At 70.4% G+C, this 24,637-nt stretch carries 28 protein-coding genes; 14 read left to right on the top strand and 14 right to left on the bottom strand.

Annotation, left to right across the window (positions count from 1 at the left end):
• Nucleotide 1: 1 nt before the first annotated feature.
• Complete coding sequence (locus tag AMA02S_RS25990) at nt 2-682, bottom strand: response regulator transcription factor (protein ID WP_067462394.1); 681 nt, start codon at nt 680-682, stop codon at nt 2-4.
• A gap of 130 nt (nt 683-812) precedes the next feature.
• On the opposite strand from AMA02S_RS25990, the gene AMA02S_RS25985 reads away from it, so the two are divergent.
• Nucleotides 813-1,394 (top strand): PepSY domain-containing protein, encoded by a 582-nt coding sequence (locus AMA02S_RS25985; RefSeq protein ID WP_067462391.1) that lies wholly within the window; start codon nt 813-815, stop codon nt 1,392-1,394.
• 119 nt (nt 1,395-1,513) lie between these two features.
• Nucleotides 1,514-2,317: an SAM-dependent methyltransferase gene (locus tag AMA02S_RS25980; protein ID WP_067462388.1), complete on the top strand. Its 804-nt coding sequence runs from the start codon at nt 1,514-1,516 to the stop codon at nt 2,315-2,317.
• Here AMA02S_RS25980 and AMA02S_RS25975 read toward each other — a convergent pair.
• The 3 genes from AMA02S_RS25975 to AMA02S_RS25965 form a co-directional block, all read right to left on the bottom strand.
• Complete coding sequence (locus AMA02S_RS25975; protein WP_067462385.1) at nt 2,314-2,523, bottom strand: hypothetical protein; 210 nt, start codon at nt 2,521-2,523, stop codon at nt 2,314-2,316. The two genes, AMA02S_RS25980 and AMA02S_RS25975, sit on opposite strands and share 4 nt — an antisense overlap.
• Nucleotides 2,524-2,639: 116 nt before the next feature.
• On the bottom strand, nt 2,640-3,590 hold the full coding sequence (locus tag AMA02S_RS25970) for a hypothetical protein (RefSeq protein ID WP_067462382.1): 951 nt from the start codon (nt 3,588-3,590) through the stop codon (nt 2,640-2,642).
• A gap of 185 nt (nt 3,591-3,775) precedes the next feature.
• Nucleotides 3,776-4,663, bottom strand: coding sequence for a helix-turn-helix domain-containing protein (locus AMA02S_RS25965; RefSeq protein ID WP_067462380.1), 888 nt, complete (start codon nt 4,661-4,663; stop codon nt 3,776-3,778).
• Nucleotides 4,664-5,090: 427 nt separating this feature from the next.
• On the opposite strand from AMA02S_RS25965, the gene AMA02S_RS25960 reads away from it, so the two are divergent.
• The 3 genes from AMA02S_RS25960 (at nt 5,091) to AMA02S_RS25950 (ending at nt 7,309) form a co-directional block, all read left to right on the top strand.
• Nucleotides 5,091-5,495, top strand: coding sequence for a nuclear transport factor 2 family protein (locus AMA02S_RS25960; RefSeq protein WP_067462377.1), 405 nt, complete (start codon nt 5,091-5,093; stop codon nt 5,493-5,495).
• A 62-nt stretch (nt 5,496-5,557) separates the two neighbouring features.
• Nucleotides 5,558-6,331, top strand: coding sequence for an alpha/beta fold hydrolase (locus tag AMA02S_RS25955; RefSeq protein ID WP_067462375.1), 774 nt, complete (start codon nt 5,558-5,560; stop codon nt 6,329-6,331).
• 39 nt (nt 6,332-6,370) lie between these two features.
• Nucleotides 6,371-7,309, top strand: coding sequence for a ribose-phosphate diphosphokinase (locus AMA02S_RS25950; protein ID WP_067462372.1), 939 nt, complete (start codon nt 6,371-6,373; stop codon nt 7,307-7,309).
• On the opposite strand, the gene AMA02S_RS25945 is transcribed toward AMA02S_RS25950, so the two are convergent.
• The 3 genes from AMA02S_RS25945 to AMA02S_RS25935 form a co-directional block, all read right to left on the bottom strand.
• The gene (locus AMA02S_RS25945) at nt 7,306-7,584 is read right to left on the bottom strand and encodes a hypothetical protein (protein WP_067462368.1); all 279 of its coding nucleotides are present in this window, start codon (nt 7,582-7,584) and stop codon (nt 7,306-7,308) included. The two genes, AMA02S_RS25950 and AMA02S_RS25945, sit on opposite strands and share 4 nt — an antisense overlap.
• Nucleotides 7,585-8,185: 601 nt before the next feature.
• On the bottom strand, nt 8,186-8,374 hold the full coding sequence (locus AMA02S_RS25940; protein WP_067462513.1) for a DUF5999 family protein: 189 nt from the start codon (nt 8,372-8,374) through the stop codon (nt 8,186-8,188).
• Nucleotides 8,375-8,532: 158 nt separating this feature from the next.
• Nucleotides 8,533-9,024: a hypothetical protein gene (locus AMA02S_RS25935; protein ID WP_067462510.1), complete on the bottom strand. Its 492-nt coding sequence runs from the start codon at nt 9,022-9,024 to the stop codon at nt 8,533-8,535.
• Nucleotides 9,025-9,418: 394 nt separating this feature from the next.
• Between AMA02S_RS25935 and AMA02S_RS25930 the strand changes: the two genes are divergently transcribed.
• The 5 genes from AMA02S_RS25930 to AMA02S_RS25910 all read left to right on the top strand — a co-directional run bounded on the left by AMA02S_RS25930 (nt 9,419) and on the right by AMA02S_RS25910 (nt 13,272).
• Entirely contained in the window at nt 9,419-9,697 is a 279-nt protein-coding gene (locus tag AMA02S_RS25930) for a hypothetical protein (RefSeq protein WP_067462366.1), read from the top strand.
• Nucleotides 9,698-10,172: 475 nt separating this feature from the next.
• Entirely contained in the window at nt 10,173-10,874 is a 702-nt protein-coding gene (locus tag AMA02S_RS25925; RefSeq protein ID WP_067462507.1) for a DedA family protein, read from the top strand.
• Nucleotides 10,858-12,066, top strand: a complete 1,209-nt coding sequence (locus AMA02S_RS25920) for a sensor histidine kinase (RefSeq protein ID WP_245667835.1) — start codon at nt 10,858-10,860, stop codon at nt 12,064-12,066. The genes AMA02S_RS25925 and AMA02S_RS25920 overlap by 17 nt, the downstream gene beginning before the upstream one ends.
• Nucleotides 12,057-12,701 carry a response regulator gene (locus AMA02S_RS25915; protein ID WP_067462361.1) on the top strand — a complete coding sequence of 215 codons (645 nt, stop codon included), beginning with the start codon at nt 12,057-12,059 and terminating at the stop codon, nt 12,699-12,701. The genes AMA02S_RS25920 and AMA02S_RS25915 overlap by 10 nt, the downstream gene beginning before the upstream one ends.
• Before the next feature lie 55 nt (nt 12,702-12,756).
• On the top strand, nt 12,757-13,272 hold the full coding sequence (locus AMA02S_RS25910; protein WP_067462357.1) for a YbaK/EbsC family protein: 516 nt from the start codon (nt 12,757-12,759) through the stop codon (nt 13,270-13,272).
• Between the two features lie 30 nt (nt 13,273-13,302).
• On the opposite strand, the gene AMA02S_RS43645 is transcribed toward AMA02S_RS25910, so the two are convergent.
• From AMA02S_RS43645 to AMA02S_RS25895, 4 genes are all read right to left on the bottom strand, one after another.
• Nucleotides 13,303-13,572: a hypothetical protein gene (locus tag AMA02S_RS43645; RefSeq protein WP_218005121.1), complete on the bottom strand. Its 270-nt coding sequence runs from the start codon at nt 13,570-13,572 to the stop codon at nt 13,303-13,305.
• Nucleotides 13,573-13,822: 250 nt separating this feature from the next.
• Nucleotides 13,823-14,089: an alpha/beta fold hydrolase gene (locus AMA02S_RS43640; protein ID WP_218005120.1), complete on the bottom strand. Its 267-nt coding sequence runs from the start codon at nt 14,087-14,089 to the stop codon at nt 13,823-13,825.
• A gap of 56 nt (nt 14,090-14,145) precedes the next feature.
• Complete coding sequence (locus AMA02S_RS25900) at nt 14,146-15,237, bottom strand: FAD-binding protein (RefSeq protein WP_067462353.1); 1,092 nt, start codon at nt 15,235-15,237, stop codon at nt 14,146-14,148.
• A 2-nt stretch (nt 15,238-15,239) separates the two neighbouring features.
• Nucleotides 15,240-15,701 carry a MarR family winged helix-turn-helix transcriptional regulator gene (locus AMA02S_RS25895; protein WP_067462350.1) on the bottom strand — a complete coding sequence of 154 codons (462 nt, stop codon included), beginning with the start codon at nt 15,699-15,701 and terminating at the stop codon, nt 15,240-15,242.
• 114 nt (nt 15,702-15,815) lie between these two features.
• Here AMA02S_RS25895 and AMA02S_RS25890 point away from each other — a divergent pair, with 114 nt between their 5' ends.
• Together AMA02S_RS25890 and AMA02S_RS25885 are read left to right on the top strand one after the other, a co-directional pair.
• Nucleotides 15,816-16,271 carry a DoxX family protein gene (locus tag AMA02S_RS25890; protein ID WP_067462347.1) on the top strand — a complete coding sequence of 152 codons (456 nt, stop codon included), beginning with the start codon at nt 15,816-15,818 and terminating at the stop codon, nt 16,269-16,271.
• A gap of 342 nt (nt 16,272-16,613) precedes the next feature.
• On the top strand, nt 16,614-18,041 hold the full coding sequence (locus tag AMA02S_RS25885; RefSeq protein WP_245667833.1) for an alpha,alpha-trehalose-phosphate synthase (UDP-forming): 1,428 nt from the start codon (nt 16,614-16,616) through the stop codon (nt 18,039-18,041).
• Here the strand turns inward: AMA02S_RS25885 and AMA02S_RS25880 are convergent.
• On the bottom strand, nt 18,016-18,648 hold the full coding sequence (locus tag AMA02S_RS25880; protein ID WP_067462344.1) for an ATP-binding protein: 633 nt from the start codon (nt 18,646-18,648) through the stop codon (nt 18,016-18,018). The genes AMA02S_RS25885 and AMA02S_RS25880 overlap by 26 nt on opposite strands.
• A gap of 193 nt (nt 18,649-18,841) precedes the next feature.
• Here AMA02S_RS25880 and AMA02S_RS25875 point away from each other — a divergent pair, with 193 nt between their 5' ends.
• Nucleotides 18,842-19,072 carry a DUF397 domain-containing protein gene (locus AMA02S_RS25875; RefSeq protein ID WP_067462341.1) on the top strand — a complete coding sequence of 77 codons (231 nt, stop codon included), beginning with the start codon at nt 18,842-18,844 and terminating at the stop codon, nt 19,070-19,072.
• 55 nt (nt 19,073-19,127) lie between these two features.
• Nucleotides 19,128-20,666, top strand: coding sequence for an acyl-CoA synthetase (locus AMA02S_RS25870; RefSeq protein WP_067462338.1), 1,539 nt, complete (start codon nt 19,128-19,130; stop codon nt 20,664-20,666).
• Nucleotides 20,667-20,787: 121 nt separating this feature from the next.
• Here AMA02S_RS25870 and AMA02S_RS25865 read toward each other — a convergent pair whose 3' ends face one another.
• Together AMA02S_RS25865 and AMA02S_RS25860 are read right to left on the bottom strand one after the other, a co-directional pair.
• A complete protein-coding gene (locus AMA02S_RS25865) occupies nt 20,788-22,323 on the bottom strand; it encodes a DHA2 family efflux MFS transporter permease subunit (RefSeq protein WP_218005119.1) in 1,536 nt (511 codons plus the stop codon).
• Between the two features lie 359 nt (nt 22,324-22,682).
• The gene (locus tag AMA02S_RS25860) at nt 22,683-24,356 is read right to left on the bottom strand and encodes an asparagine synthetase B family protein (RefSeq protein ID WP_067462335.1); all 1,674 of its coding nucleotides are present in this window, start codon (nt 24,354-24,356) and stop codon (nt 22,683-22,685) included.
• Nucleotides 24,357-24,637: the final 281 nt, after the last annotated feature.

The raw sequence follows: 24,637 nt of genomic DNA, 5'->3' as shown, positions 1-24,637 counted from the left end.
GTCAGGCGCCCCCCTCCCGGCCCAGCCGGTAGCCCGATCCCCGCACCGTCGTGATGGACCGGCGGCCGAACGGCACGTCGAGCTTGCGGCGCAGCGCGCTCACGTACACCTCGACGATGTTTGGGTCGCCGTCGTAGGCGAAGTCCCACACCGCCTCCATGATCTGCGCCTTCGACACCACCCGGCCCGCGTTCGAGGCCAGGTGCTCCAGCACCGCGAACTCCTTGGCGGTCAGCTCGACCTCCTCGTCCCCGCGGAACACCCGTCGCGCCGCCGGGTCCACGGTGAGGTCGCCCAGCGTGATGGACGGGGCGGCGCCGCGCGTCCGGCGGCGCAGCAGCGCGCGGATGCGCGCCACCAGCACCACGTACGAGAACGGCTTGGTGAGATAGTCGTCCGCGCCGGTGTCCAGGCCCTCCGCCTCGTCGTACTCGCCGTCCTTGGCGGTCAGCATGAGGATCGGCGTCTCGTCACCCGCCGCGCGCAGCGCCGCGCACACCCGGTAGCCGTTCATCCCGGGCAGCATGACGTCCAGGATGATCAGGTCGTACCCGTGCCCGCTCGCCCGGCTCAGCCCGGTGGCCCCGTCATGGACGACCTCCACCACGAAACCCTCGGCCGTCAGCCCCCGCGCGAGGGACGTGGCCAGGCGTTTCTCATCCTCCACGATCAGCAGCCGCATGCCCTCAGGGTGCCAGGCCCTTCCTGAAGGCCGCTTCAGGTTGCTTCAGCATCCGCTCAGGAACGCTCGGCATGGTGGTTCTCGTCCGGCGGCCGGGGCCCGGCCGCGACACCGAACCGGAGGGAACCCCATGAAGATCGACATCCGTTCCGGCCGTGGGCTGCTGGTGGCGGGGGGCGCCGCCGCCGTCCTCGCCGTCGGCGGGACCGCGACCGCCCTCGCCGCCGCGCGCGATGACGGCGCCAAGGCCGGCGCCCCGGCGGGGGCACGGGTCACGGCGGCACAGGCGGCGGATGCGGCGCTCGCGGCCGTCCCGGGCGTGGCGGAGGAGGTCGAGCTGGACGATGAGGGAGGCCGCGCCGTCTGGGAGATCGATCTCCTGGCCCGCGACGGCACCTGGCGGGACGTGACCGTCGACGCGGGATCGGGCCGGGTCGCGGCCGGCCGCGCGGACCACGACGGCGACGAGGGCGACGACCGCGGCGACCCGGCGACGGCCGCCGCGCTGCGCGCAGCGAAGATCACCGCCTCGTCCGCCGCCGGGACCGCGCTGAGGACCGTCCCGGGCACCGTGACCTCGGTGGACTTCGGGCAGCGGCAGGGCAAGCCGGTCTGGGAGGTCGACGTGACGGACGCGGCCGGCACCGAGCACGAGATCGTCCTGGACGCCGGGACCGCCGAGCTCCGCGCGAACGCGGTGGACGAGGACTGAACCGCCGCGTCCGGGGAAATGGCCGACTGTGGCGGCGGGGCACGACCGCCCTGTCGTCGCGGCGGCCACCGGGCAAAGATGGAGGCCACCGGTGATTCCGCGAGCAGGGGAGGGCGCGCATGAGCGAACAGGGACCCGGGCCGGAGATCGACACCACCGTCTCGCATGTGGCGCGCATCTGGAATTACTGGCTCGGCGGCAAGGACAACTATCCCGTGGACCGCGAGGTCGGCGACCAGATCCTCGGGATGCTGCCCGACGTGGCGCGGCTCGCGCGCGCGTCCCGGCTCTTCCTCAACCGGGTGGTCTGGCACATGGCGGCCGAGGCCGGTATCCGCCAGTTCATCGACATCGGGACGGGCTTGCCCACGGTCGACAACACCCACGAGGTCGCCCAGCGCGCGGCGCCCGAGTCGCGGATCGTGTACGTCGACAACGACCCGTTGGTCCTCGCGCACGCGCAGGCGCTGCTCACCAGCACTCCGGAGGGCGTGACCGCCTATATCGACGCAGACCTGCGCGAACCCGAGCACATCCTCGAAGGCGCCGCGAAAACGCTGGACTTCACCCGGCCGATCGGGCTGACGCTGATGGGCATCCTGGAGTTCATCACCGACGACGACGAGGCGTACTCGATCGTGCGGCGGCTCCTGGACGCCCTCCCCTCCGGCAGCTACTTCGCCATGTACGACGGCACGAACGTCGTCCACCGCGAAGCGTCGGACCGGATCGTCGAGGTGTGGAACGCCTCGGGCAACGCCGGCCTCGTCCTGCGCAGCCCCGAGCAGATCGAACGGTTCTTCGCCGGGCTCGAACTCCTGGAGCCCGGCGTGGTCTCGGTGACGCGATGGCGGCCCGAGGTGACCGTCGGGGAGCCCCCGGAGGCCGTCGACGCCTTCGGCGGGCTGGGCCGCAAGCCCTAGCCGCCGTCCATCTCGCCGTCCGCCCAGAACTCGATCAGCTGGTCCTCCTCCAGGTGGTGAAGCGCCGGGTAGTCCTCCAGCCGCCGCCCGGTGGCCAGCATCCACTGCGCGGTGAGCAGCACGCCGATCGCCAGCTCGTCATGGGACCGCGGCCCGCAGGGGAGGCCGAGGGGAGTACGGGCCTGGGCAGGATGCGTGGGGGCCATGCACGGTGAACCACTTTCGTTCGGCGACCGTTCGAGCATGCCGAGCGGCCGCGTCCCGGCACCGTGAGATGCCGGGATCGGGTCCATCTAGAACGTTGTGGAACGATCCGGTACGGTCAGCCGCCTTCCGGCCCCCCGGCGGGAGCCAGCCACGACGAGTCCGCGAGCTCGGCTCCGGCTCCCCGCAGAATCTCGGTGATCTTGAAGGCGGCGTCCAGCAGCCCGCCCCCGACCGCGGCCTTGTAGTAGGCGAGCGCCGTCGCCGGCGCACCCGCACGGGCCGCCGACTCGCCGAGCCGGAACGCGTGCTGGGCCGCCTGATGGTGGTCGAGCCCGCTGGGGCTGGAGTCCAGCAGGTCAAGCGCCTGCGGATGCTCGCCCGCCGCGGCCTCGATCAACAGCGCCACCGCCTCCGGTCCCCGCGTGGAGTCGGTGCCGAGCAGCACAGCCACCCGGTAGACGGCGTCGGCGTCCCCGTTCGCCGCCCGTCCGGCGAGATCCCGACCATGCTCCCCGTAGTCGGCGACCGCCGCCCGCTGCGATCCCGTCAACCGCACCGGGACCACCGTTCCCTCCGGCGACTGGAGGCGGCCGCCATCCGACCCGCCCTCGGCCCCTTCCCGGCCTCGCGCCGAAGGGCCTGCGTCTTTCGGCCTGGCGTCGGCTTCGCGGGGATTCGGGATCTTGCCCGGCGATGTGCCGGCCTGCGGTGGCAGGCCGGAGGATGGCGGGCCCTGAGCGGCGCGCAGCCGGGACTGCCAGTGGGGGAGGGTGTCGATGCCGGGGTCGGACGGGCGGACGCCCGTCTCCCAGGCGCGGCGCTGGCAGCACAGGATGAAACTGGCCACCCAGGCCGAAGTCGGCACCCGCTTGCGGCGGCCGGCGAGTACCTCGAACACTGCGGTCGCGGACAGCACCGGCAAGCCGCGCTTTCCGTACAGCTCACCCAGATGCTCGGAGATCTCCGCGAGCTTGCGGTAGGGAGGCCGGTTGCAGGATTCGTAGAATGCGTTGAGTTCGGCGATGAAGTCTCCCGGCCCCGTGGGCCGCGCACTGTCCTCGGTCATGTCTGGTCGTCCTCATTGTCCGTACCTGCGGACCCTGGTCTCCATGGTCATGCTGCCAGGCGTATCGGGCGTCCGGGAGCCGGCCGCCCGTATGAACTGTCCTGTCTTGTTCTGGGCACGGATTACGGCGAGCCGGGAGTATGACTAACGCCCTGAGTTACGTCCTTTGTCATTGATTGTGGCGATTACAGGTCGCGCAGGATGCCCAGCAGGATCGACTGCGTGTCGCGGGCGGGTGCCGCCTTCACCACGAGCCAGTTCATGACGTGCCAGTAGCAGGTCACCGCTTCCGGGTCGGCCGGGTACGCCGCGCCGTCGAGGCGTTCCAGGTACACCACGTCGGGCAGTTCGGGTTCAGGAGGGCGCAGCAGCGTGAAGGAGCCTCCCTGCACCACGGGGCTCTGTGCCTTCAGCGGCACCACCTGGAGTGTCACGTGCGGCAGGTCGCACGCGTCGATGAGGTGCTCCAACTGGGCGAACGCCACCGAGCGGCTCCCGAACGTGCGGCGCAGGGCGGCCTCGTCGATTACTGCCCACAGCCGCACCGGTGGGGACCGGTGCAGGATCCCCTGCCGCCGCCTCCGCAACAGTACGAGGCGTTCCGCCGTGTCCTCGGTGCGCTGTTCTCCCTGCGTGGCGCGCGTGTAGTCGGTGGTCTGCAGCAGCTCGGGGACGACCTGCGTCTCATACATCCGGATCACGCTTGCGGACTGCTCAAGCCCGATGTAGGGCTCGTACCAGGGCGGGATCACGTCCTGGAAGGACGACCACCAGCCGGGGGCGTTCGCCTGCCGGGCGAGGCCGAGCAGCGTGGCGCGCGCGGCGTGGTCGGTGACCCCGTACGCCGAGCACAGGTCGGCGACCTCGCGGAGCTGGAGCCGGATCCGCCCGAGTTCCAGACCGTTGATCCAGTCCTCGGGCCTGCTGAGGGCGGCGCCGGCTTCCGCGAGGCTGTACCCGTCCGCCTCGCGTAGCCGCCGCAGCTGCGCGCCGAGCACCATGCGGGGGACCGTCGGCCCGGCCTCCGAGGGCCTGTGGCGACCGTTGTCGGCTTGCTCGACTGCGGCTGTCATGTCTGCTCTCTGCGCGGTGTCGCGAAGGACGACCCCTGAGAGATGCTACGACGGCCCGTCCGGACGTGCCGATGCTTTCCGTCCGGGTTGGCATGCGGGTGGATGGCCGCCCATCGCCTCTTATGCGGCCAAAAGACTGCATGTTGCGGAGTGAGGATGGACGACATTTTCACGGCGCTGGCCGATCCATGTCGCCGCGGGCTGCTGGACAGCCTCAATGTCCGGGAAGGGGAGATGCTCCGGGGGTGACGCGCCGGCCTGGACATGGCCTGGCGCCCGGTCGGCGATCACCTGGCCGTGCTGGAGGCCGCGAGTCTCTGGTGACAACGGTGTGGCGTCGCCGTCATGGCCGCCGCGCGATTGTTAAGTGGGGGGTTCCCCGTTATCTTAAGCGGGGAACCCCCCATTTATCGCTTGGAGGACGACCATGCCGCTCACCCTTGAGGACCGCACGGTCATCGCCGACCTGATCGCCTCGCACGGCCATCTCGTCGACGCGGGCGAACTCGACCGCATGCGCGAACTCTTCACCGACGACGTGACGTATGACATCACCGACCTCGGCGCCGCCCCGATCGCGGGTCTCGCCGCTCTCCGCGAGGCCGCGCTCACCCTCGGCGACGCGAACCCGGTCGCCCACCACGTCACCAACATCGTCATCACCGAAGCGTCCGGAGGTGGAGCCCGTGCCACGTCCAAAGGCATCGGCATCCACGCTGACGGCACCTGCGCCAGCGTCACCTATCAGGACTCCCTCGTCCGCACTCCGCACGGCTGGCGCATCACGTACCGAACGGTCCTCGCTCGCCGGACCCCGCTGACCAGCGCCTGACGCCGGGGACGAGAACGTTCGGTTAAGGTAACGGTCGTTACCTGAACTGAGAGAGGCGCCGTATGCCCCGCAACCCCACCCCGCACACCGACTTCGGAGGCGAGGGAGTCGAGGTGCTCGCGGTCCACGGGCACTTCGGCTGCGCCCGTACCTTCGCCTCGCTGGCCCACGCTCTCGCCGGACGGGTCCGGATCACGGCCGTCGACCAGCGCGGCCACGGACACGCCGCGCACCGCGACGACTACAGCATGGACGACTACGTGGCCGATCTCGCCGGATTCATCCATGACGGGTGCAGAGCGCCCGTGATCCTCTACGGCCATTCCATGGGCGGGGTGGTCGCGTACCACCTCGCCGCACAACACCCCAACCTCGTCCAAGCCCTGGTCTTGGAAGAGGCACCCGCCTCGGTGGCACCGCCCATCTTGGACACGCGGGCATGGGCGAGGAGGGCACCGACCCTGATGGACCTGGGGAGGGCCATCATCGGTGAGGGCCTGCCGGATCCGGCCTACTTCCTCGAAGGCGCGATCCGGTATCCGGACGGCTGGGGGTTGCCGTTCGACCATGCTGGCTTGTTGCGGTCCGAAGAAATGCTTCTGGGAGAGTGGTGGACGGCCTGGCTCGGCGTCCAGTGCCCCACCCTGCTCATGCACGGGCTGGAGAGCCCGGTGCTGCCCACTCCGCTCGCCCGGCAGATGATCGAGCGACGTCCGGGCACCCGGTATGCCGAGTTCGCTGGGTGCGGTCACTGGGTCCATGACGACGACGTGGCCGGCGTCGCGGACGCGGTCGTGGCGTTCCTGCTAGAGGAGGTCCCGGACGGCGCGCACTAGCATGGCTCCGGCCAAATTCGATCATGTGGGGAGCAGTCCGTGCGAGAGATCGTCGTGTTCAGCGGGAGCGCGCATCCCGAGCTGGCCTCTGAGGTGTGCGCGCACCTCGGGGTCCCGCTGAGCCCGGTCCGCGTCGACCGGTTCGCGAACGACTGCCTGGAGGTGCAGCTCCAGGCCAACTGCCGTGAACGCGACGTGTTCCTCATCCAGCCGCTCGTCGCGCCCGTCCAGGAGCACCTGGTCGAGTTGCTGCTGATGTGCGACGCGGCGCGCGGGGCGTCCGCGAGCCGGATCACCGTGGTGATGCCGCACTACGCCTACGCGCGCTCGGACAAAAAGGACGCGCCGCGCATCTCCATAGGCGGACGTCTGGTCGCCGATCTGCTCGTCGAGTCCGGGGCGAGCCGGGTGCTGGCGATGACGCTGCACTCGCCGCAGGTGCACGGGTTCTTCTCCGTCCCGGTCGATCATCTGCACGCGTTGCGCGAGTTGGCCGAGCACTTCCGCCGGTACGACCTGTCGCGGACGACGGTGGTGTCGCCGGATCTCGGCAATGCCAAGGAGGCCGCCGCCTTCGCCCGGCTGCTCGGCGTGCGGGTGGCGGCCGGGGCCAAACAGCGTTTCGCGGACGACCGGGTTCAGATCAGCGCGGTCATCGGCGACGTCGCGGGCCGCGATCTGATCGTCCTGGACGACGAGATCGCCAAGGGCAGCACGGTCCTGGAGCTGCTGGACCGCCTGCGCGAGCTCGGTCCCCGGACGATTCGGGTCGCCTGCACGCACGGGCTCTTCGCCGCCGGCGCCCTCCAGCGGCTCTCCGCCCAGCCCGACGTTCTGGAGATCGTCTGCACCAACACCGTCCCCGTTCCGGCCGAGGACGGGAAGCTCAAGGTCCTCTCGATCGGCCCGGCCCTCGCCGAGGCCGTCCGGCGCATCCACGACGGCGAGTCCGTGAGCGCCCTGTTCGACGCGCCCTAGCGGTCGCGGAGCCTCCCGCTGCCGCCCGACTCCTCCTCACCGTCGCTGGTGTGCTCCAGTTCGAGGTACTCGTCATCGGGCCAGAGCTCGTCGGCCAGGCAGGCGAGGTACTCCTCGTCGCCGGGTTCGAGCTCGGCGGTCATCGATTCGGGGTGGATGCCGGGGAGCGGAGCGGGAGCAGCCTCAGGCAGGGGGGACGCCATGGGGCGGAAGAGATTGGGCAGGCACAGGCCGAACAGGGCGACCAGTGAGACGAGGACCAGGACTGTGATCACACCACCCCGTCCTTTCGCGGTCGAGTTCCACATGATTCTTGCGTAAGTAGCAAAACACTTGAACGCTACCTGGGTGCTCTATCGGATGGGAGCCCGACATGCGGAACGGTGGAGACAATCGGTCCGCGGTGTCGCATGGCGGGCGCGGGCCGGCCCGGAGCGGACGGACCCCCTCTCACAGGCTGACGTGATCCTCGTGCCTCGGTGTCACGACACGCGGGCGGCTGCACGAGCGGTGCGCCCGCCGGTAGCGGCAACCGCACGATACCGACCGGCTGCGACAAAACAGCACAAGGTGAGGGCATGCCTACGAAAGGTGCACGGCCGCGGCAGGGTGAAGGTAGAGGAGGTTCCACAAGGTTTCTGTCGCCCCAGCTACCAGCCCCTTGAGCAGGTGCGACGCCCCATCAGAGGTGAATGCGTCCGAACCACGCCCCGGCAAGTTGAACCTCAGCTGAGGGTTACGGGACAGGCGCGCGGAGCGAGTGCAGCGAGCGCAGGGGCATGCCCGGCGTGCCGCGCCCCCGCAGCGAGCGCCAGCGAGTGAGGAGCTGGCGAGCCGCGCACCGGGAGTCTGGGGGGGCGCCCCAGGCAAGTACAGCTAGGCGGCGGTCGTTGGACGGTGCGGGGCGATCACGCGACCGTCGGGGAGGAGCTCACCAGTGTCCTCGAAGACGACTATGCCGTTGCAGAGAAGGCTCCACCCCTGCTCGGGGTGGTTGGCGACGGTGCGGGCGGCCTCGCGGTCCAGCGCGTCCGGCGTGGGGCAGGGCGGCTGGTGCGGGCAGATGGGCCGGGGTTGTGCGGTCACGGGATCCTCCACTGTGTCCTAAAGATTAAGGACATAGTTGAAGCCTGCCGTCGATCGTCCGAAATATGCAAGTGGATGGGGAATTCTTTACCTTCCACTGCGTGTGGAGCACTGCAAGATCGGGCATTTGGGGACGTTCAGTGCAGAAGATCGCCGTCCGGCTCGTCGCCGTGGTCGACATCGAGGCCGACGACGGATGTGCATCCCGTGCAGATCCACTCCGCGATGACGGCCTCGGGATTGGTGCCGTGGGTGCGGTATGGACGGTTGACGCGCCGCCGCCGCATCCCGTGCCCGCACGAGGAATGCAGGAGCCGGCCGCACTGCGGGCAGGGCCACACGTCCTCGCGACGGAGATTGCACTGGGGGCACAGCGGGGACTCGTAGTCCTCGGACGGGACGCTCAGGTCCAGTTCACCGCGCCACTCGTGCTCCAGGTCGAGGTACTCGTCGGCAGGCCAGTGGTGGTCGGCCAGCCAGGCGAGGTACTCCTCGTCGCCCGGATCGAGGACGGCCGTCAGTGACTCGGGGTGGGCGTCGGGGGAGCGGTCTTGGCGCCGGCCGCGCCGCGCGCCTGCCAACAGCGTCAGCAGGCCGAGGAGCACGGCCGCGGCCAAGCCTGTCGCCATGGGCATCGCGGCGTCCTTACATGATCTTGTGGCGGGAAAGTCCGATCATGAATTCACTTCACAAAACGCTGCGAACGCTACAAGAAAGGGTCTTAACGGAAAAGTCGATCAGAAAAGATTCTTTACGCGAGTCGAGGCGGAGGCGGTGTCCGAAACCAGGGTCCACCATGGTCCAGAACCCCCGCTGCCTGGGCGATCTGGGCTACGGGGCCGTCCTGGGGCCCATACGGTGACCGGCTCCGTTTTCACTGACCGCTGAATCCGTTGCGATCATGGTGGGAATCCGCTTGAGCGTGTAGCGGCCTCGGACGACACGGGAGGCGGATGCCTGGAGTTGGGCGTGCCTTCACCTCGCCGACGGGGCCCCGACACGCGGCGATGGGGGAATGACCCCATGCGCGAGGAGACCGCCCCGCACGACGAGGTGCTCGCCCGGTTCACCGGCGCCCGGCTCTACGAGCGCGGCGAAGGCGGGATCAGCTACCTCGCCGAACGTGCCGGCGTCCCGTATCTGCTCGTCCGGCCCGGTCCCGCGGCCCCCGACATGGTGATCATCGCCTTCGAGGACGAGCTGGAGCGCGCCTGCTACCTCACCGGACGCTCCGGGCAGTCCGTACCGATGCCGCGCTCGTCCGCGCCCACCATGGCAACCGCGGTCTGGCCCGCGGACTAGGCGCTCACTCTGCGGAAGGGGCCGAGAGGGCCTGGATCTCTCCCTCAAGGGCGCGTAGACCCGCTCACCCAGGCTGACCAGCAGGGAGTTCGGTGCTTGCAGATCGGCCTCCCTCAGGGACGGTACGAGCGGCGAGTCACGGTCAGGTCCACGCGCGAGCAGCGCGGGGACTGTGTGCACGGGCAACGCCAGGTAGGTCCCGCCGTAGCTCTCGCAGAGGGCGCGCGTCGCCAAGCGGGCCGGATCACAGCGCTAGGACGGCGCTCCAGTGGTGGTGCAGCACCTCGGCCTCGCGGAGCCGGCCGTCCATGAGCCCGAGTCCGCCCGCCGACCCGCCGCCGGGGCGGCCACCGGTTCCCTGGTCGGAGGGTGCGGTTTTCCGCAGGGTCGGGGTGCGGTGCGCGGCCGGATGTCTCGGCGGTGCGCACCATGGAGGCGCGAAGCGCGGATTCCTAGCGTCGTAGGCATGATCGAGATGACGTACGTGGCGGTGTCCGGGGCGTCCGGGACGGAGCCGGTCGGGGGCATCGCGGGCTGGGCGACCGACCTGATGGACCGGCTGGGTGCGCCGGGCGCCGGGCTGGCCATCGCGCTGGAGAACCTGTTCCCGCCGCTGCCCAGCGAGGTGATCCTCCCGCTGGCCGGGTTCGCCGCCGCGCAAGGCCGGATGAGCCTGGTCGCGGCGCTGGCGTGGACGACGGTGGGCTCGGTCGTGGGGGCGCTCGCGCTGTACGGGATCGGTGCGCTGATCGGCCGGGACCGGATCCGCCGGCTGGTGGCCCGGCTGCCGCTGGTGAAGCTCGCCGACCTCGACCGGACGGAGGCGTGGTTCGTGCGACACGGCGCCAAGGCGGTGTTCTTCGGCCGGATGATTCCGATCTTCCGGAGCCTGATCTCCGTCCCGGCGGGGGTGGAACGGATGCGGATGACGACGTTCCTGGTCTACACGACCCTCGGCAGCCTGCTGTGGAACACGGCGTTCGTGCTGGCCGGGTACCAGCTCGGCGACAACTGGCGGACGGTCGAGGAGTACGTCGGGATCTACTCCAAGGTCGTCCTGGTGCTGGCGGTGCTGGGTGTGCTGGCGTTCCTCGCCGTCCGTATCGTGAGGTCCAGGCGGGAGCCCGGAATGCACCGGGCCGAGACAAGAGACTTCGGACGTGATCGCACCTTCTGACGACCTGGCCACGGGCCCTGCCCGGCGCCGCGGTGCCCGCGCCGTGGCCGGAGCCGCTCTTCGTGCGGTGGCAGGGCTCGCCCTTGGCGCGGTGACCGCGGGAATGGAGATGGTGCTCCTCGCTGTGGCGGCGCTGGTGTTGGCGTACGCGCTGGCGTTCTCGCGGGGCCGCCGCGCGGTGCCGAAGGTCGTCGCCCACGGCGCGCGCCGGCTGACCGAGTTGGAGCGGCGCAGGCTCGCGGTCTTCCTGGGCGAGGAGCAGACGGCCGCGGACGGCCCGCTGCGGGCGCTGGCCTACCTCGTCCTGCGGGTCCCGGTCGGGCTGCTCGGCGGGGTGATCCTGCTGCTGATCACCTACGGCATGGTGGCCGGGACGATGCTGGCGTGGAGCTGGTGGGTGACGGGCGAGTACCTGGACGGCATTCCGCCGAGTCCCCTGATCGTCGTCTACACGGCGGTGTTCGGCCTGGTGCTGCTGTTTGTCGCCGTCCAGGGGCTGGTCGGGGTCGTCGCGTTGGAGCGGACGGTGGCCAGGCGGTGCCTCGGCCCGAGCCCACTGGAGGAGTACGAGCGCCGCATCACGCAGCTGTCGCTCACCCGCGCGCAGGTGGTGGACGCGGTGGACGACGAGCGCCGCCGCATCGAGCGCGACCTGCACGACGGCGTGCAGCAGCGGCTCGTCGCGCTCGGGATGCTGATCGGCCGGGCCCGCCGCGCGGGCGACCCGGAACGGTCGGCCGAACTGCTCCGGCAGGCGCACGAGGAGTCGAGGCATGCGTTGGAGGACCTGCGGGAGGTCACCTGGCGCGTCTACCCGGCGGCGCTCGACGGGGAGGGGCTGCGGGCGGCGCTGGAGACGGTCGCCGAGCGGTCCCCGGTGCCGGTGACGATCGCCTACGACGTTCCGAGCCGCCCGCCGCACGCGGTCGAGACGGCCGCCTATTTCGTGATCTGCGAGGCCGTCACGAATGCCGCCAAGCACTCGGGCGCACGGCACGTCCACGTCCGGGTCGCGGCGCGCGGCACAATGATCGGCGTGCGCATCGAGGACGACGGGACCGGCGGTGCGGACCCGTTCGGCGGTGGCCTGGCCGGGCTCGCCCGCCGGGTCGCCGCGCTGGACGGGACGTTCGGCCTGGACAGCCCGCCCGGCGGCCCCACCGTGATCAGCGCGGACCTGCCATGCGGGTGATGCTGGCCGAGGACTCGACGCTGCTGCGCGAGGGCCTGGTGCGACTGCTGGCCGAGGAGGGCCACACGGTGGACGCGGCGGTCGGTGACGGTGATGCGCTCATCGCGGCGGTCGCCGCGGGCCCGCCCGACGTCGTGGTGGTGGACGTCCGGATGCCGCCGACCCACACCGACGAGGGGCTGCGGGCCGCGCTGGAGATCCGCCGCCGCTGGCCCGGGGTCGGCGTGCTCGTCCTGTCCCAGTACGTGGAGAAGCGCTACGCCACCGAGCTGATCACCGCCGACACCACCGGCGTCGGCTACCTGCTGAAGGACCGTGTCGCGCAGGTCGACGAGTTCCTGGACGCGCTCGGGCGGGTCGGCGCGGGCGGTGCCGCGTTCGACCCGGAGGTGGTGCGGCAGCTCCTGGTCCGCAGCACGCACATGGATCCGCTGAGCCGTCTCACCCCGCGCGAGCGGGACGTCCTGGACCATATGGCGCAGGGCCACACCAACGCCTCGGTCGCCGCGCACCTGCACATCTCGCAGAGCGCGGTGGAGAAGCACGTCAATGCGATCTTCGACAAGCTGGACCTGTCGCACGCCGCCGGCTACAGCCGCCGCGTCCTCGCGGTCCTGCGGTACCTGGGTTCCTGATGCTCGTGGCAGGGTGGGATTTCGTGGGTGGCATGACGCCGAACGAGGGAGAGGCATGGTCGGCACACTCGACTGGACACCGGCGGGCGACCGCCCGGACCTGCTCGCGGGCCCGGTGGCCGCCGCCGCCCGGTCCATCGGCGGCGAGGTCGCCGCGATCGACCCCGCGCTGGCCGACACCGCCGCGTTCTGCGAACACTACGACGTGCCTCTGGACGCCAGCGCCAACTGCGTCGTCGTCGCCGCCAAGCGCGGCGGCGAGGTCACCTACGCGGCGTGCATGGTCCTCGCCACCGACCGCGCCGACGTCAACGGCGTCGTGCGCAGGCATCTGGGCGCCCGCAAGGCGTCGTTCGCGCCGATGGCGGAGGCGACCACGCTGACCGGCATGGAGTACGGCGGCATCACCCCGATCGGCCTGCCCGGCGGCTGGCCGATCCTGGTGGACGAGACCGTCGCCGCCGCACCCCACGTGGTCATCGGCAGCGGCCTGCGCGCGTCGAAGCTGCTCGTCCCCGGCAAGGCCCTCACCACCCTCCCCGGCGCACAGGTCATCGCCCTCGCCCAGTGATCTCGCCGGACGACCGGTCCACCGATCCCGTCACGCTGGGAGGAACTGGCAGAGAACGGGCCGCAGCACCTCGGGCGGCACGATGTGCGTCTGAGCGTCGAGCGCCTCGTACCGGCCGGCCGGCAGGGCGTCCGCGACCTGACGCGTCGCGCTGAGCATCCAGTCGGGAGTCGCCCCGCCGACGAGCACGAGCGTGGACGGCCTTACGGCCTCCGCCGGCTCCAGCGGGATCGTGCCGCCTCGCTCGTGCGCGCCGGTGACCGCGAGGTCGTAGGCGATGGTGTGCGCGAGCGCCAGCATCCGCCGGGTCCACGCGCACCTCGGCGATCCACTGCGGTGGCAGGCCCGCGCTGGACAGGAACAGCTCCAACGCATCGGCGCGCCGCCCGTCTGTGAGCAGCGTGTCGATCTCCTTGGCGAGGCCCCGCGAGTCCCAGCGGGCCTGCTCGTCGCCGCCGGGGTTGAAGGGCGGGTCGTGCAGGACGAGCCGGTCGATCGGCAGACCCGCCGCCGCGGCGCGCAGTGCAAGGATCGCGCCCGAGGAGTGCCCCTAGACGTGCGCCCGGCCCCCGGCCGCGTCGATGAGGGCGGCGATGTCCTCGATCTCGCGCTCCACCGAGTACGGGAGGATGTCGCCGCTTCCGCCCCGCCCGCGCCGGTCGTAGTTGGTGACCTGGAAGCGCGTGGCCGGCGCGTCGGACAGCGGCCGCATGAGCTGCCGGTCGCAGGTCGCGCCGCCCACGACGACGACCGGCGGGCCCTCGCCCAGCCGATTGAAGGCGATGGCCGTCCCGTCCGCCGAGGTCACTGCACCCATCTCGTCCGTCCTTCTGTGGAGATCTTTTCCGGGCGGACCGTCGTCGCGCCGGAGATTCATCGCGGGACGGAGTCCACGGCGTAGCGGGTGCCGCCGACGGTCTCGGCGCGGGTGAGCAGGGCACGGTTGGCGGCGAGCATCGTCCCGAGGGGCGCGGAGTCGGGCGAGGCCGTCCGCAGGACGCTGAACAGCACGGGATCGGCGGGGGCGGCGAGCATCGGGACGTGCCCCACGCGCAGCGCCTTGACCAGGATGACGCCGCTGAGGCCGAGGTCGGTGGCCGTCATGGACGCGAGCGTGGATCCGATGACGTCGGCGGCCCGGGACGCGGGCAGGAAGACCATCCCCCACGGGTGCGGGCGCGCCCACTCGCCGAGCGCGACCAGTTCTTCGACGTCGGGACGCAGCCGGTCGGCGAACTCCAGGAAGGACAGTTCCTCGGTCTCCGCCGTCCCGGGCGGCGGGCCACCCGAGTGCAGGGTGGCCTTGGCCTCGAACACCCATCCGTCCTCGGCCGGCTTGACCTGCCCGGAGAGATCATCGGCCCGTACCTCGCGCTGGACGCGCAGCAGGTCCGCCGCGTCGCGGCAGGGGATGGTGCAGCACAGGACCCGATCGGGGACGGGGACGAGCCGCAGCGTCGCCCCGGTGATCACACCGTGCCCGCCCAGCCCGGCGCGGACGGCGTCGAACAGCTCCGGCCGGATGCCGGGGGAGCACGTCACCGGTTCCCCGTCCACCACGACATCGAGGGCGAGGACGTTCGCGGCCTGTGTCCCGTGCAGGTGCGAGGAGCCGCCGACGCCCGCCGCCGAGATCGTCCCGCCGACCGTCACGTCCAGGAAGTCGGTCAGGACGGGCGGGGCGAGGCCGTGCGGCAGGGTCGCGTCCAGCACCTCGCGCCAGGTCGTCCCGGCGCCCGCCACGGCGTGGCCGGCGCCGACCTCGTGCACTCCGGCGAGCCCGCGCATGTCGAGGCAGACGCCGCTGGTCAGCGACTGTCCGTACGTCGAGTGGCCCAGCCCGCGCGGCACCGCGGCGAGGCCCTGGGAGGCGGCCTCGTGAACGGCCGCGGCGACCTCGCCGGGCGACCGCGGCCGGACGACCCGGACCGGCGAGCGCTCGACGATGCCGCCGAAGTCGCGCACCTCTACCGGCTCCGCAGCCGGTCGGCCACACGGCTCAGCGCGTCCCCGAGCAGGTCGATCTCCTCCGGCGACAGCACGTCGATCAGCGTCTCGCGGACGACCCGCCGGTGGCCCGGCCGGACCCGGTCCAGCGTGGCGGCGCCCTCCGGGGTCAGCTCGGCCCACACCGAGCGCCGGTCGGACTTGCAGCCGGTGCGCTTGACGAGTCCGGCCCGCTCCAGCTGCGTGACCTGGTAGGTGAGCCGGCTCTTGGTGACCATCACCTGGCGCGCGAGGTCGGACATGCGGAGCCGGTTCCCCTCGGCCATCCGCAGCTTCACCAGGACTTCGAACTCGGGATGCGACAGCCCGCCGTCCCGCTTGAGCTGTCGCTCGATCTTGTGGTCGATCAGGTGCCCGGCGGCCAGGAAGGCCAGCCAGGTGCGCAGCTCTCGTCCGTCGAGGGGCCCACCCGCATCGGTCATGAAGGTGATTCTAGTTGGTGTCTGATGTGGTGAAAGATTCTAGATGGTCTGGATTTGAACTACCTCACTGACGTAGCTTTAGTTCATATTTGAACCTTCAAGTGAGGAGAGTCCATGCTTCCTACGCGCCGATACCCCCTCCTGCCCGACGCGGGCCTGCTCATCGGCAGGCTGGCGCTGGGTGTGGTCTTCATCGCGCACGGCTGGCAGAAGCTGAACGACGTCGGGCACGCCGGCGTCACCGCGATGTTCGACGGTCTCGGCATCCCGATGCCGGGCGTGGCCGCCACGTTCTCCACCTGGGTGGAACTGATCGGCGGCATCGCGCTGATCGCCGGGGTCCTCCTCCCCGTCGCGGGTCTGCTGCTCGTCGCCGACATGGCGGGCGCGTTCTGGTACGTCCACATGGACAAGGGCCTGTTCGTCGACAAGGGCGGCTACGAGCTGGTGCTGGCCCTCGGCGCCCTTGCGCTGCTCCTCGCCCTCGCGGGCGGCGGCCGGTTCTCTGTGGACGCCCTCCTGTTCGGCCGTCGTGAAGGGGCCCACGCACGGGAGTCGGTCAACGCCTGACCAAGCGCGACGCCTGACGTCGCAGCCCGACCCGCGCCCCGCGTCGGCGGCCACAGGGCCCCCGGCGCGGGGCTATGACACGGGAGGTGGCAGGGTGTGGCATGGGTCGTGTGACGTAAGTAACTTTCTGCCACAAATCACCCTAAAGGTGACAAATCGGTAAACAACGGTCACCTGCATCGAAAGGGATATGGCCCGCTCCAATCCCCAGCAGCGGACACCCCGAGTTCCTGACATCCGTTCTTTCTGACATCTGGTCTTTACGTCGAAGTGACAAGATGTTCCCGATGACCGTTTCTGGGCATGGTGGTCCCAAGGTTTTCCTGGAGAGGCGGGTCGCTGGTGTCGCGCGGTAGTGAATTCCTGGTGGTGGCCAACAGGCTGCCGGTCGACCGGATCGTAGGAGCGGACGGGGAGCCGGCGTGGCGCCGCAGCCCCGGGGGGCTGGTCAGCGCCATAGCCCCCGTAATGCGGCGCAGGCACGGGACCTGGATCGGCTGGACCGGTGCGCCCGGAGAAGAGCTGGAGCCGTTCGAGGAAGACGGCATGGCGCTCGTCCCCATCGCGCAGTCGGCGGAGGAGGTCGAGCTCTACTACGAGGGGTTCTCCAACGCCACGCTGTGGCCGCTCTACCACGACGTTGTGGCGCCGCCCGTCTACGACCGGGCGATGTGGGACGCGTACGTGCGGGTCAACGAGCGGTTCGCGGAGGCGGCGGCGAAGGTCGCCGGGAAGGACGCGATCGTCTGGGTGCAGGACTACCAGCTCCAGCTCGTCCCGGCGATGCTGCGCAAGTTGCGCCCCGACCTGCGGATCGGATTCTTCCTGCACATTCCGTTCCCGCCGCTGGAGCTGTTCTGGCAGCTCCCGTGGCGCCGTCAGATCCTTGAAGGGCTGCTGGGCGCCGACCTGGTCGGGTTCCAGCTGCCGGGCGCCGCGGCGAACTTCGTCCGCCTCTGCAGGCGGCTCCTGGAGGCCCGCTACGTCAGGCACGACGTGTACTGGGACGACAGGATCGTCCGCGCGCGCGCCTTCCCCATTTCGGTGGACGTGAGCGAGCTGAACGATCTGATCGAGCGCGAGGACGTGCTGGAGCGGGTGCAGGAGATCCGCTCCGACCTGGGTGACGCGACGATCCTGCTAGGCGTTGACCGGCTCGACTACACCAAGGGCATCGCGCAGCGGCTCCAGGCCTTCGGTGAGCTGTTCGGCGACGGGGACCTGAAACCGGGTCAGGCCGTGTTCGTGCAGATCGCCACGCCGAGCCGCGAGCGCGTGGAGCAGTACCAGCTGCTCCGGGAGGACATCGAACAGCAGGTCGGACGGATCAACGGCGAGTACGGGGAGATCGGGTTCCCGGTCATCCACTACCTGCACAGCTCGTATGATCGCGCCGAGCTGACCGCGCTCTACCTCGCGGCGGACGTGATGGTGGTCACCCCGCTGCGGGACGGTATGAACCTGGTCGCCAAGGAGTACGTCGCGTGCCGCCGCGATATGCGCGGCGCCCTCGTGCTCAGCGAGTTCGCCGGCGCCGCCGCCGAGCTGAGGCGAGGGGCCTTCCAGGTCAACCCCTACGACATCGACGGGCTCAAGGGCACGATCCTGGCGGCGCTGGACGCCGAGCCCGCGGAGCAGGCACGGCGGATGCGGTCGATGCGCCGGCGCGTCATCGAGCACGACGTCGACCGCTGGGCGCGCGAGTTCCTCAGCGAGCTGGAGAACCCGGCGCACCCCGTTCCGGTTACCGACCCGGCGCTGGAGGGCTGACCAGCAGGTCGAAGGCGGCCCAGACGGCCTTGCCGCCGGTGGCGAGCCGCGCCCAGCCCCAGGTGTCGCTGACGGCGCCGACGACGAGCAGGCCGCGGCCGCCCTCGCCGTACCGGTCGGGCTCGGGCGCGATCGGCTCGGGTAGGCGGCGCCCCGGGTCGGTCACCACGGCGACCAGGCGCCGGGGATGTCCGAGGAGGACGACCTGGATGGGACCCAGCGGCAGCGGGCGGGGGAGGCCCTCCACACCGTGCCGCAGCGCGTTGGTCACGAGCTCGGAGACGGCGATGACGACGTCCTCGCCGTCTCCGCTCACGGCCCATTCGCGCAGCGTGGCCTGGACGAAGTCGCGCGCCGTCCGGGGCGCGCTCATCTCCGCGGGCAGGACGCGGCGCGCTGTTCGGGGCGTGCCTTCGTGGGGGGTGGGCCAGAGTCCGGGGAGCCCGGGCGCGGGCACGGGCGCGGCCTTCGCCACAGGGGCGTGGGTGCGCGCTGGCGCGTGCGGGGGTGAATCCGGCCAGGTCGTGTGGACGGCCGCGGCGTGCCGCGGTCGCCGCCCCCCCATGGCGGCGGGAGCTGCGACGTCGTCTGCCTGGTCAACGGTCATTGTCAAACCTCAGAGGCGAGCGGATGGTGCACCGGCGATGGTTCGCTATCTTGCTCCCCAAGTCGTGCAGATGCAAGACCGTCTGCATGAACGAATGCAAGAACGAATGCACGTGCATCTCGTACCATTGTGTGGGGTGGGGCGAGATCACGGCCTCCCGCGGGGGAGGCCGAGACGCCTTGAGGGGGCAAAGATGGACGGCCAACAGATGTCGGACGTCTGGCGTAGCGGGCTCGTCTGGCAGAAGAGCCGACGGAGCAATCCGAGCGGCAACTGCGTAGAGATGGCCGAACTCCCCACCGGGGAGATCGCCGTGCGCAACTCCCGGGACCCCGAGGGTGCGGTCCTCGTCTACACGCGCGAGGAGGTGGAGGCGTTCGTGGGCGGAGCCAAGGATGGTGACTTCGACCACATCCTCGTCTGATCCCGACCGACCGAACGGGATTCCAATTCACCATCCGGGCCGGTAGCGTGCGGCCATGCACCTGGGGCAGATCGCTGAGCGGACGCCCGACAAGCCCGCCGTCATCATGGCGGGCTCAGGCCAGGTCCTCACCTACCGGGAGCTGAACGACCAGTCCAACCGGCTCGCGCGGCTTCTCCATGCGGAGGGGCTGCGCCCGGGGGACCACATCGCGTTCATGCTGGAGAACCACCCGCTCTATCTCGCCATCGCCTGGGCCGCCCAGCGGTCCGGGCTGTACTACACGGCGATCAGCTCGCGGCTCCAGCCCGGCGAGCTCGCCTACATCGTGGGCAACTGCGAGGCCAGGGCCTTCATCACCAGCGCCGCGATGGAGACCGAGACGACGCGGGCCGTTCCTGACGTGCCGCTGCGTCTCATGCTCGGCGGCACGGCCCCGGGTTACGACTCCTACGAGGAACGCGTCGCCCTGCACCCGCCCACTCCGATCGATGAGGAGTGCGAGGGCCGCGACATGCTGTACAGCTCCGGTACGACGGGACGTCCCAAGGGCGTCAAACCACCGCTGCCCAAAGAGCCCATGGGCACGCCCGGACGGCTGTACAAGCTGATCTCTTTCCTCTTCCAGCCCGACGCGGACTCGGTCTACCTCTCTCCGGCGCCGCTCTACCACGCCGCGCCGCTGCGCTACTGCCTCAACCTCCAGCGCTTCGGCGCGACCGTGGTCGTCATGGAGAGGTTCGACGCCGAACAGGCCCTGGCCGCCATCGCGAAGTACCGCGTCACGCACAGCCAGTGGGTTCCGACCATGTTCATCCGGCTGCTCAAGCTCCCGGACGGGACCCGCGCCCGCTACGACGTCTCCAGCCTCCGCGTCGCCGTGCACGCCGCCGCGCCGTGCCCCGTCCCGGTGAAGGAGCAGATGATCACCTGGTGGGGACCTATCCTGCACGAGTACTACGCCGGGACCGAGGGCAACTGCTTCGTCTACACGAACTCCGAGGACTGGCTGGCCCGGAAGGGCACCGTCGGACGTCCCCTGATCGGCGAGGTCCACGTCTGCGACGAGGCCGGCACGGAACTCCCGCCGGGCGTGCCCGGCACCCTCTATTTCGGCAAGGGCCCCACATTCGAGTACCACGGTGATCCCGCCACGACCGCCGCCTCCCGTGACCCCTGGGGCCACGGCTGGACGACCCTGGGCGACATCGGCCACGTCGACGAGGACGGGTTCCTCTACCTCACCGACCGTCGCTCTCACATGATCATCAGCGGCGGGGTGAACGTCTATCCGCAGGAGGCCGAGAACGTCCTCGCCGTCCACCCGGAGGTCGCCGACGTCGCGGTCTTCGGTGTCCCTGACCCGGAGATGGGCGAGGCGGTGAAGGCGGTCGTCCAACCCGTCTCGCCGAGCCGTGCGGGCCCCGCCCTGGAGGCCGCGCTCATCGCCTACTGCCGCGACCGGCTGGCCCACTACAAGTGCCCCCGCACGGTCGACTTTCGCGCCGAGCTTCCCCGCCACCCGACCGGAAAGCTTTACAAACGTCTGCTCAGGGACGAGTACCGGGAGGACGAGGCGGCAACGAACACCTGAGCCCCCGCCGGACGCGCGTGGACGGCGCTCATCGGCCCGGGGACGGCGAAACCCCGGCCCAGGGACCCGAGGTCCCGGACCGGGGCTTGGAACGCGCCAGGAGCATCCTGGGGCAGGTGTCCTAGTGCATCTGCATCGGCGCGTCGGCCGCCGGGGTCTCCGGCTTCCTGCGCGGTAGCAGCAGCGCCGGCAGGAAGGCGAACACGAGCAGGCCCGCCGCGTACCAGTAGGTGTGCTGGAACGCGTCCGCCATCGGACCGGCGATCTTCTCCATCACCGCCGGCGGGATCTTCTCCGCGGAGCCGATCTCGCCGCCGCCTCCACCGCCGAGGTTGGACGCGAGCTTGTTGGCCAGCAGCACCGAGATCATCGCGGTGCCGAGCGACGCGGACACCTGCTGGATGATGTTCAGCATCGTGCTCGCCCGCGGCACCTCGTCGTGCGCGAGGGTCTGGATCGCCGCCGCCATGGTGGGCATCATCGTCATGCCCATGCCGAGGCCCATGACGAACAGCAGCCCGCCGAGCGCCCAGTAGGACGTGTCGGCCTGCAGGATCGCGGCGAAACCCGACACCGAGGCCACGACGACGACCATGCCGACGAGGACGACCCGTCCGGGGCCCACCCGGTCGGTCAGCTTGCCGCCGATCGGCATCGTGATCATCGCGCCGAGGCCCTGCGGGGCCAGCAGCAGACCCGACTGGAGCGCGCCTTCGCCGCGGACCGTCTGGTAGTACAGCGGCAGCAGCAGCATCGCGCCCATGAACGCGGCCATGAACAGCACCATCGTGCCGGACGCCGCCAGCACCGACCGGCGCTTGAGTAGCCGCAGGTCGATCAGCGGGCTCTTGGCGCTGAGCGCGCGGAACACGAAGGCGAGGGTGAGCACGGCGCCGACGGCCGTGTAGATCAGCGAATCGGCCTTGAGGAAGTCCTTCAGCTCGGCGCCCTTGGCCAGGCCGTAGATGAGCGAGGCCAGTCCGGGCGAGAGCAGGATCAGCCCGATGGCGTCCAGCCGCTCGGTGGGCTTCGGGGTGTCGCGCTTGAGGATCTTCGCGGCCATGATCAGCGCCACGATGCCGATGGGCAGGTTGATGAAGAAGATCCAGCGCCAGGACACGTCGTCGACGAGGTAGCCGCCCATGATCGGGCCGAGGATCGGGCCGAGCAGCATCGGCACGCCGACGATGCTCATCACCTGGCCGACCCGCTGCGGCCCGGCCGCCTGCGTCAGGATCGTCATGCCCGCCGGCATGATCATGCCGCCGCCGAGGCCCTGCAGGACGCGGAAGGCGATCAGCGACTCGGCCGACCACGCGAGGCCCGCCAGCATCGAGCCGACGACGAACAGCGCGATCGAGATCATGTACAGGCGCTTGGTGCCGAACCTCGCCGACGCCCAGCCGGTGATCGGGATCACCGTGGCCAGCGCCAGGGTGTACCCGGTGGCCACCCACTGGATCGTGGACAGGGGAGTCTCGAACTCCCGGGCGAGGTCGTTGATGGCGACATTGACGACGGTCACGTCCAGGATGGACATGATCGCGCCGAGGACGACGACCATGGCCACCGCGAGCACGCCACGGTCCAGACCTCCGCCCGAGGCCGGGGCCTCCTGCAGGCCGTCCGCCGCCTTGGGGGACGCGGGAGCGGTCAACTCACTTTCCAATCGTCGAGGGCCCGCACGTCGGGCGCACAGGGACCGGGAGAACGTTCTCGGGGGATACCGCAGCAAAATACTGCAGAGACTGACACTTTCGCGAACGGTTTAACTCCGTCGTCTTCCGGAGTATTCCGGCAGGGTCTGACAGTTCGGGCTGGATCCCTCCAGCTCCACGGGTCTCACCCTGCGACCTCGACCGGAGTTGAGGTCAACAGGGTGTGACGCAGGCGACATCGGAGTCTTCCTCCGCATCAGTCCAGGTCGAACCTGCACGTCAGTGCGGACCGGGGACTCCGCCCGCGACTCTTCTCTCCGCCCGGGGACGCTGCTGACAGCGCCAGGGGGACCGCCGCTCAGCCGGGGCTGAGGGCGCCCTCCAGGAGGGCGAGGAAGCCGGTCGTGGCGGGGGCGGGGATGTTCGGGCCGGCCAGCAGGCGGTCCAACCAACCGAGGTCGACGAGCCCGCTCGCGGCGACCGGCTCCAGCAGCCGGGGCTCGGATCGCCAGTACGTCACGAGCGAGCGCGCGAGCGCGCTGTGGACGGTTCCGATGTCGCCGCGGCGGGACAGGCGTTGCCGGGTCTTGTGCACGACCTTGGTTCCCTTGTCGCGCGCTGTGCGGATCAGTGCCAGCGGACGGGGCGCCATCAGCGCCGACGGCCGCACGCCCGTGTCCATGGGGAGCGCCGCCAGATCTGGGTCCAGCGCCGACAGAAGCCGGGCGTTGAAACGCGACCCGCGCTTGACGTCGGGTGGCAGCGCCTCGGCGATGGCGACGAACCGCGGGTGTAGCAGCGGGTTGAGCCCCGTGTGCTCCGTGCAGGAGCTGGTGATGACCCCGCCGACCGCGCGGTGGTAACGCTGCCGGTAGTAGTACGCGTCGGTGGCCGACAGCCAGTCGCCGGACATGCCGCCGAAGATGTCGTGCAGGCGCGACATCGTGGCGGCCTCGGACTCGCGGGCGAAGACGGGGTCCAGGCAGGTGGAGTCGACCGGGTCCAGGCTGAAGATCCGCCACTTCGCCAGCCGGTTCACCAGCTTGGGCGTGACCCCGGAGTGCTGGCGCTGCATCGGGTAGTACATTCCACGCGAGAGCTCTCCGCCGAGACCGGTGATGCGGGGCGCATCGCTCGTCTGCTCCTCGACCCACTCCAGCATGGCCAGGTGCAGCGGGTTGAGGATCTGCTCGTGCCGCCGGGCCGCATCCAGGACCAGCCGGTGGACCTCAGACGGTTCGAGCCGTTCCAGGTCCGACAGGTCGATGACCTCCTGCTGCATCCGGGTCTTCTCGGCGAGCAGAGCGGCTGTGGCGGCGTCGCCACTGTCATTGGCGCTCAGGGTGAGGGTCTTCAGCCCCACCCGGCGGGCCGGTGGGATCGCCGCCAGCACCAGCCGGGTGTCCAAACCTCCGGACAGCTGGAGGACCGCGTCCGGGTACTCGTCCAGTAGGTGTTCCATGCTCGTCCGCAGCACGTCGGCGAGTTCCCGGACCGCTTCCTCGGTGGGCGGTGCCTCCTCGACACGGAAATCGCCCGGCTGGATCTCGTTCTCGGTGAGCCGCCCGTCCGTGAGCGTCCAGCCGTGCCCCGCGCGCAGCGTCGTCACCCCGTCGAACGCGGTGTCCTGGTCGAGGAAGTGGCCGACGAGCCGGAAGACGCCGAGCGCCTCGTGGTCCGGCCCGCGCCCCGCCAGGATGCCCAGCTCGCGGGCGGACGTCCCGATGGCCGCCCATCCCTCGCCCTGAACACCGTAGAGCTGCCGCATCCCGAGCCAGTCGGCGGCCACTGTGACCACACCGTTCTCGGCGGCCACGGCGGCGAACGGCGCGGCCAGCTCCGCCACCCCCTTCCCGGTCAGCACCCGCTCCCGCAACGTGAGCAGATCGGGCTCGGCGTAGGAGTGGTCGTGCGGCCGGAGCACCAGGGCGGCGGTGCCATCCGGGCCCAGTTCGGTCGGAGCGGTCGCCGGCGTCGGCGCCGGACAGCCGGGCGCAGTGGAGATGGCCAGCAGTCGAGACAAAGTCCGCATTACACCGTCCCCCGTGGTGGGTAATGGCGGGAAGCAGTGAAATCCTAGCTATGTGGTACTCGCTATGACAGAAGGAGCGTTTCCACATTCGGCCGCCTTCGAGGGATCTCCCCACTTTGACAGCGTTGTTCAACTCAGGACGCGCTTGCTGGCCGGGACCGGACGTCAGTCCACGTCAACCACAGGGGGCATCTCGAACCACACGCCATGACCCTCGCCCATCCGGACGTGGTGTACCGCCGCGCGTTGGTGATGAGCTCGGTCATGCAGAGCGACGCGTC

Source organism: Actinomadura macra NBRC 14102 (assembly GCF_001552215.1).
Taxonomy (GTDB): Bacteria; Actinomycetota; Actinomycetes; order Streptosporangiales; family Streptosporangiaceae; genus Spirillospora; species Spirillospora macra.
Note: the sequence above shows the minus strand (reverse complement) of the source record. Positions and strands in the feature narration are given on the sequence as shown.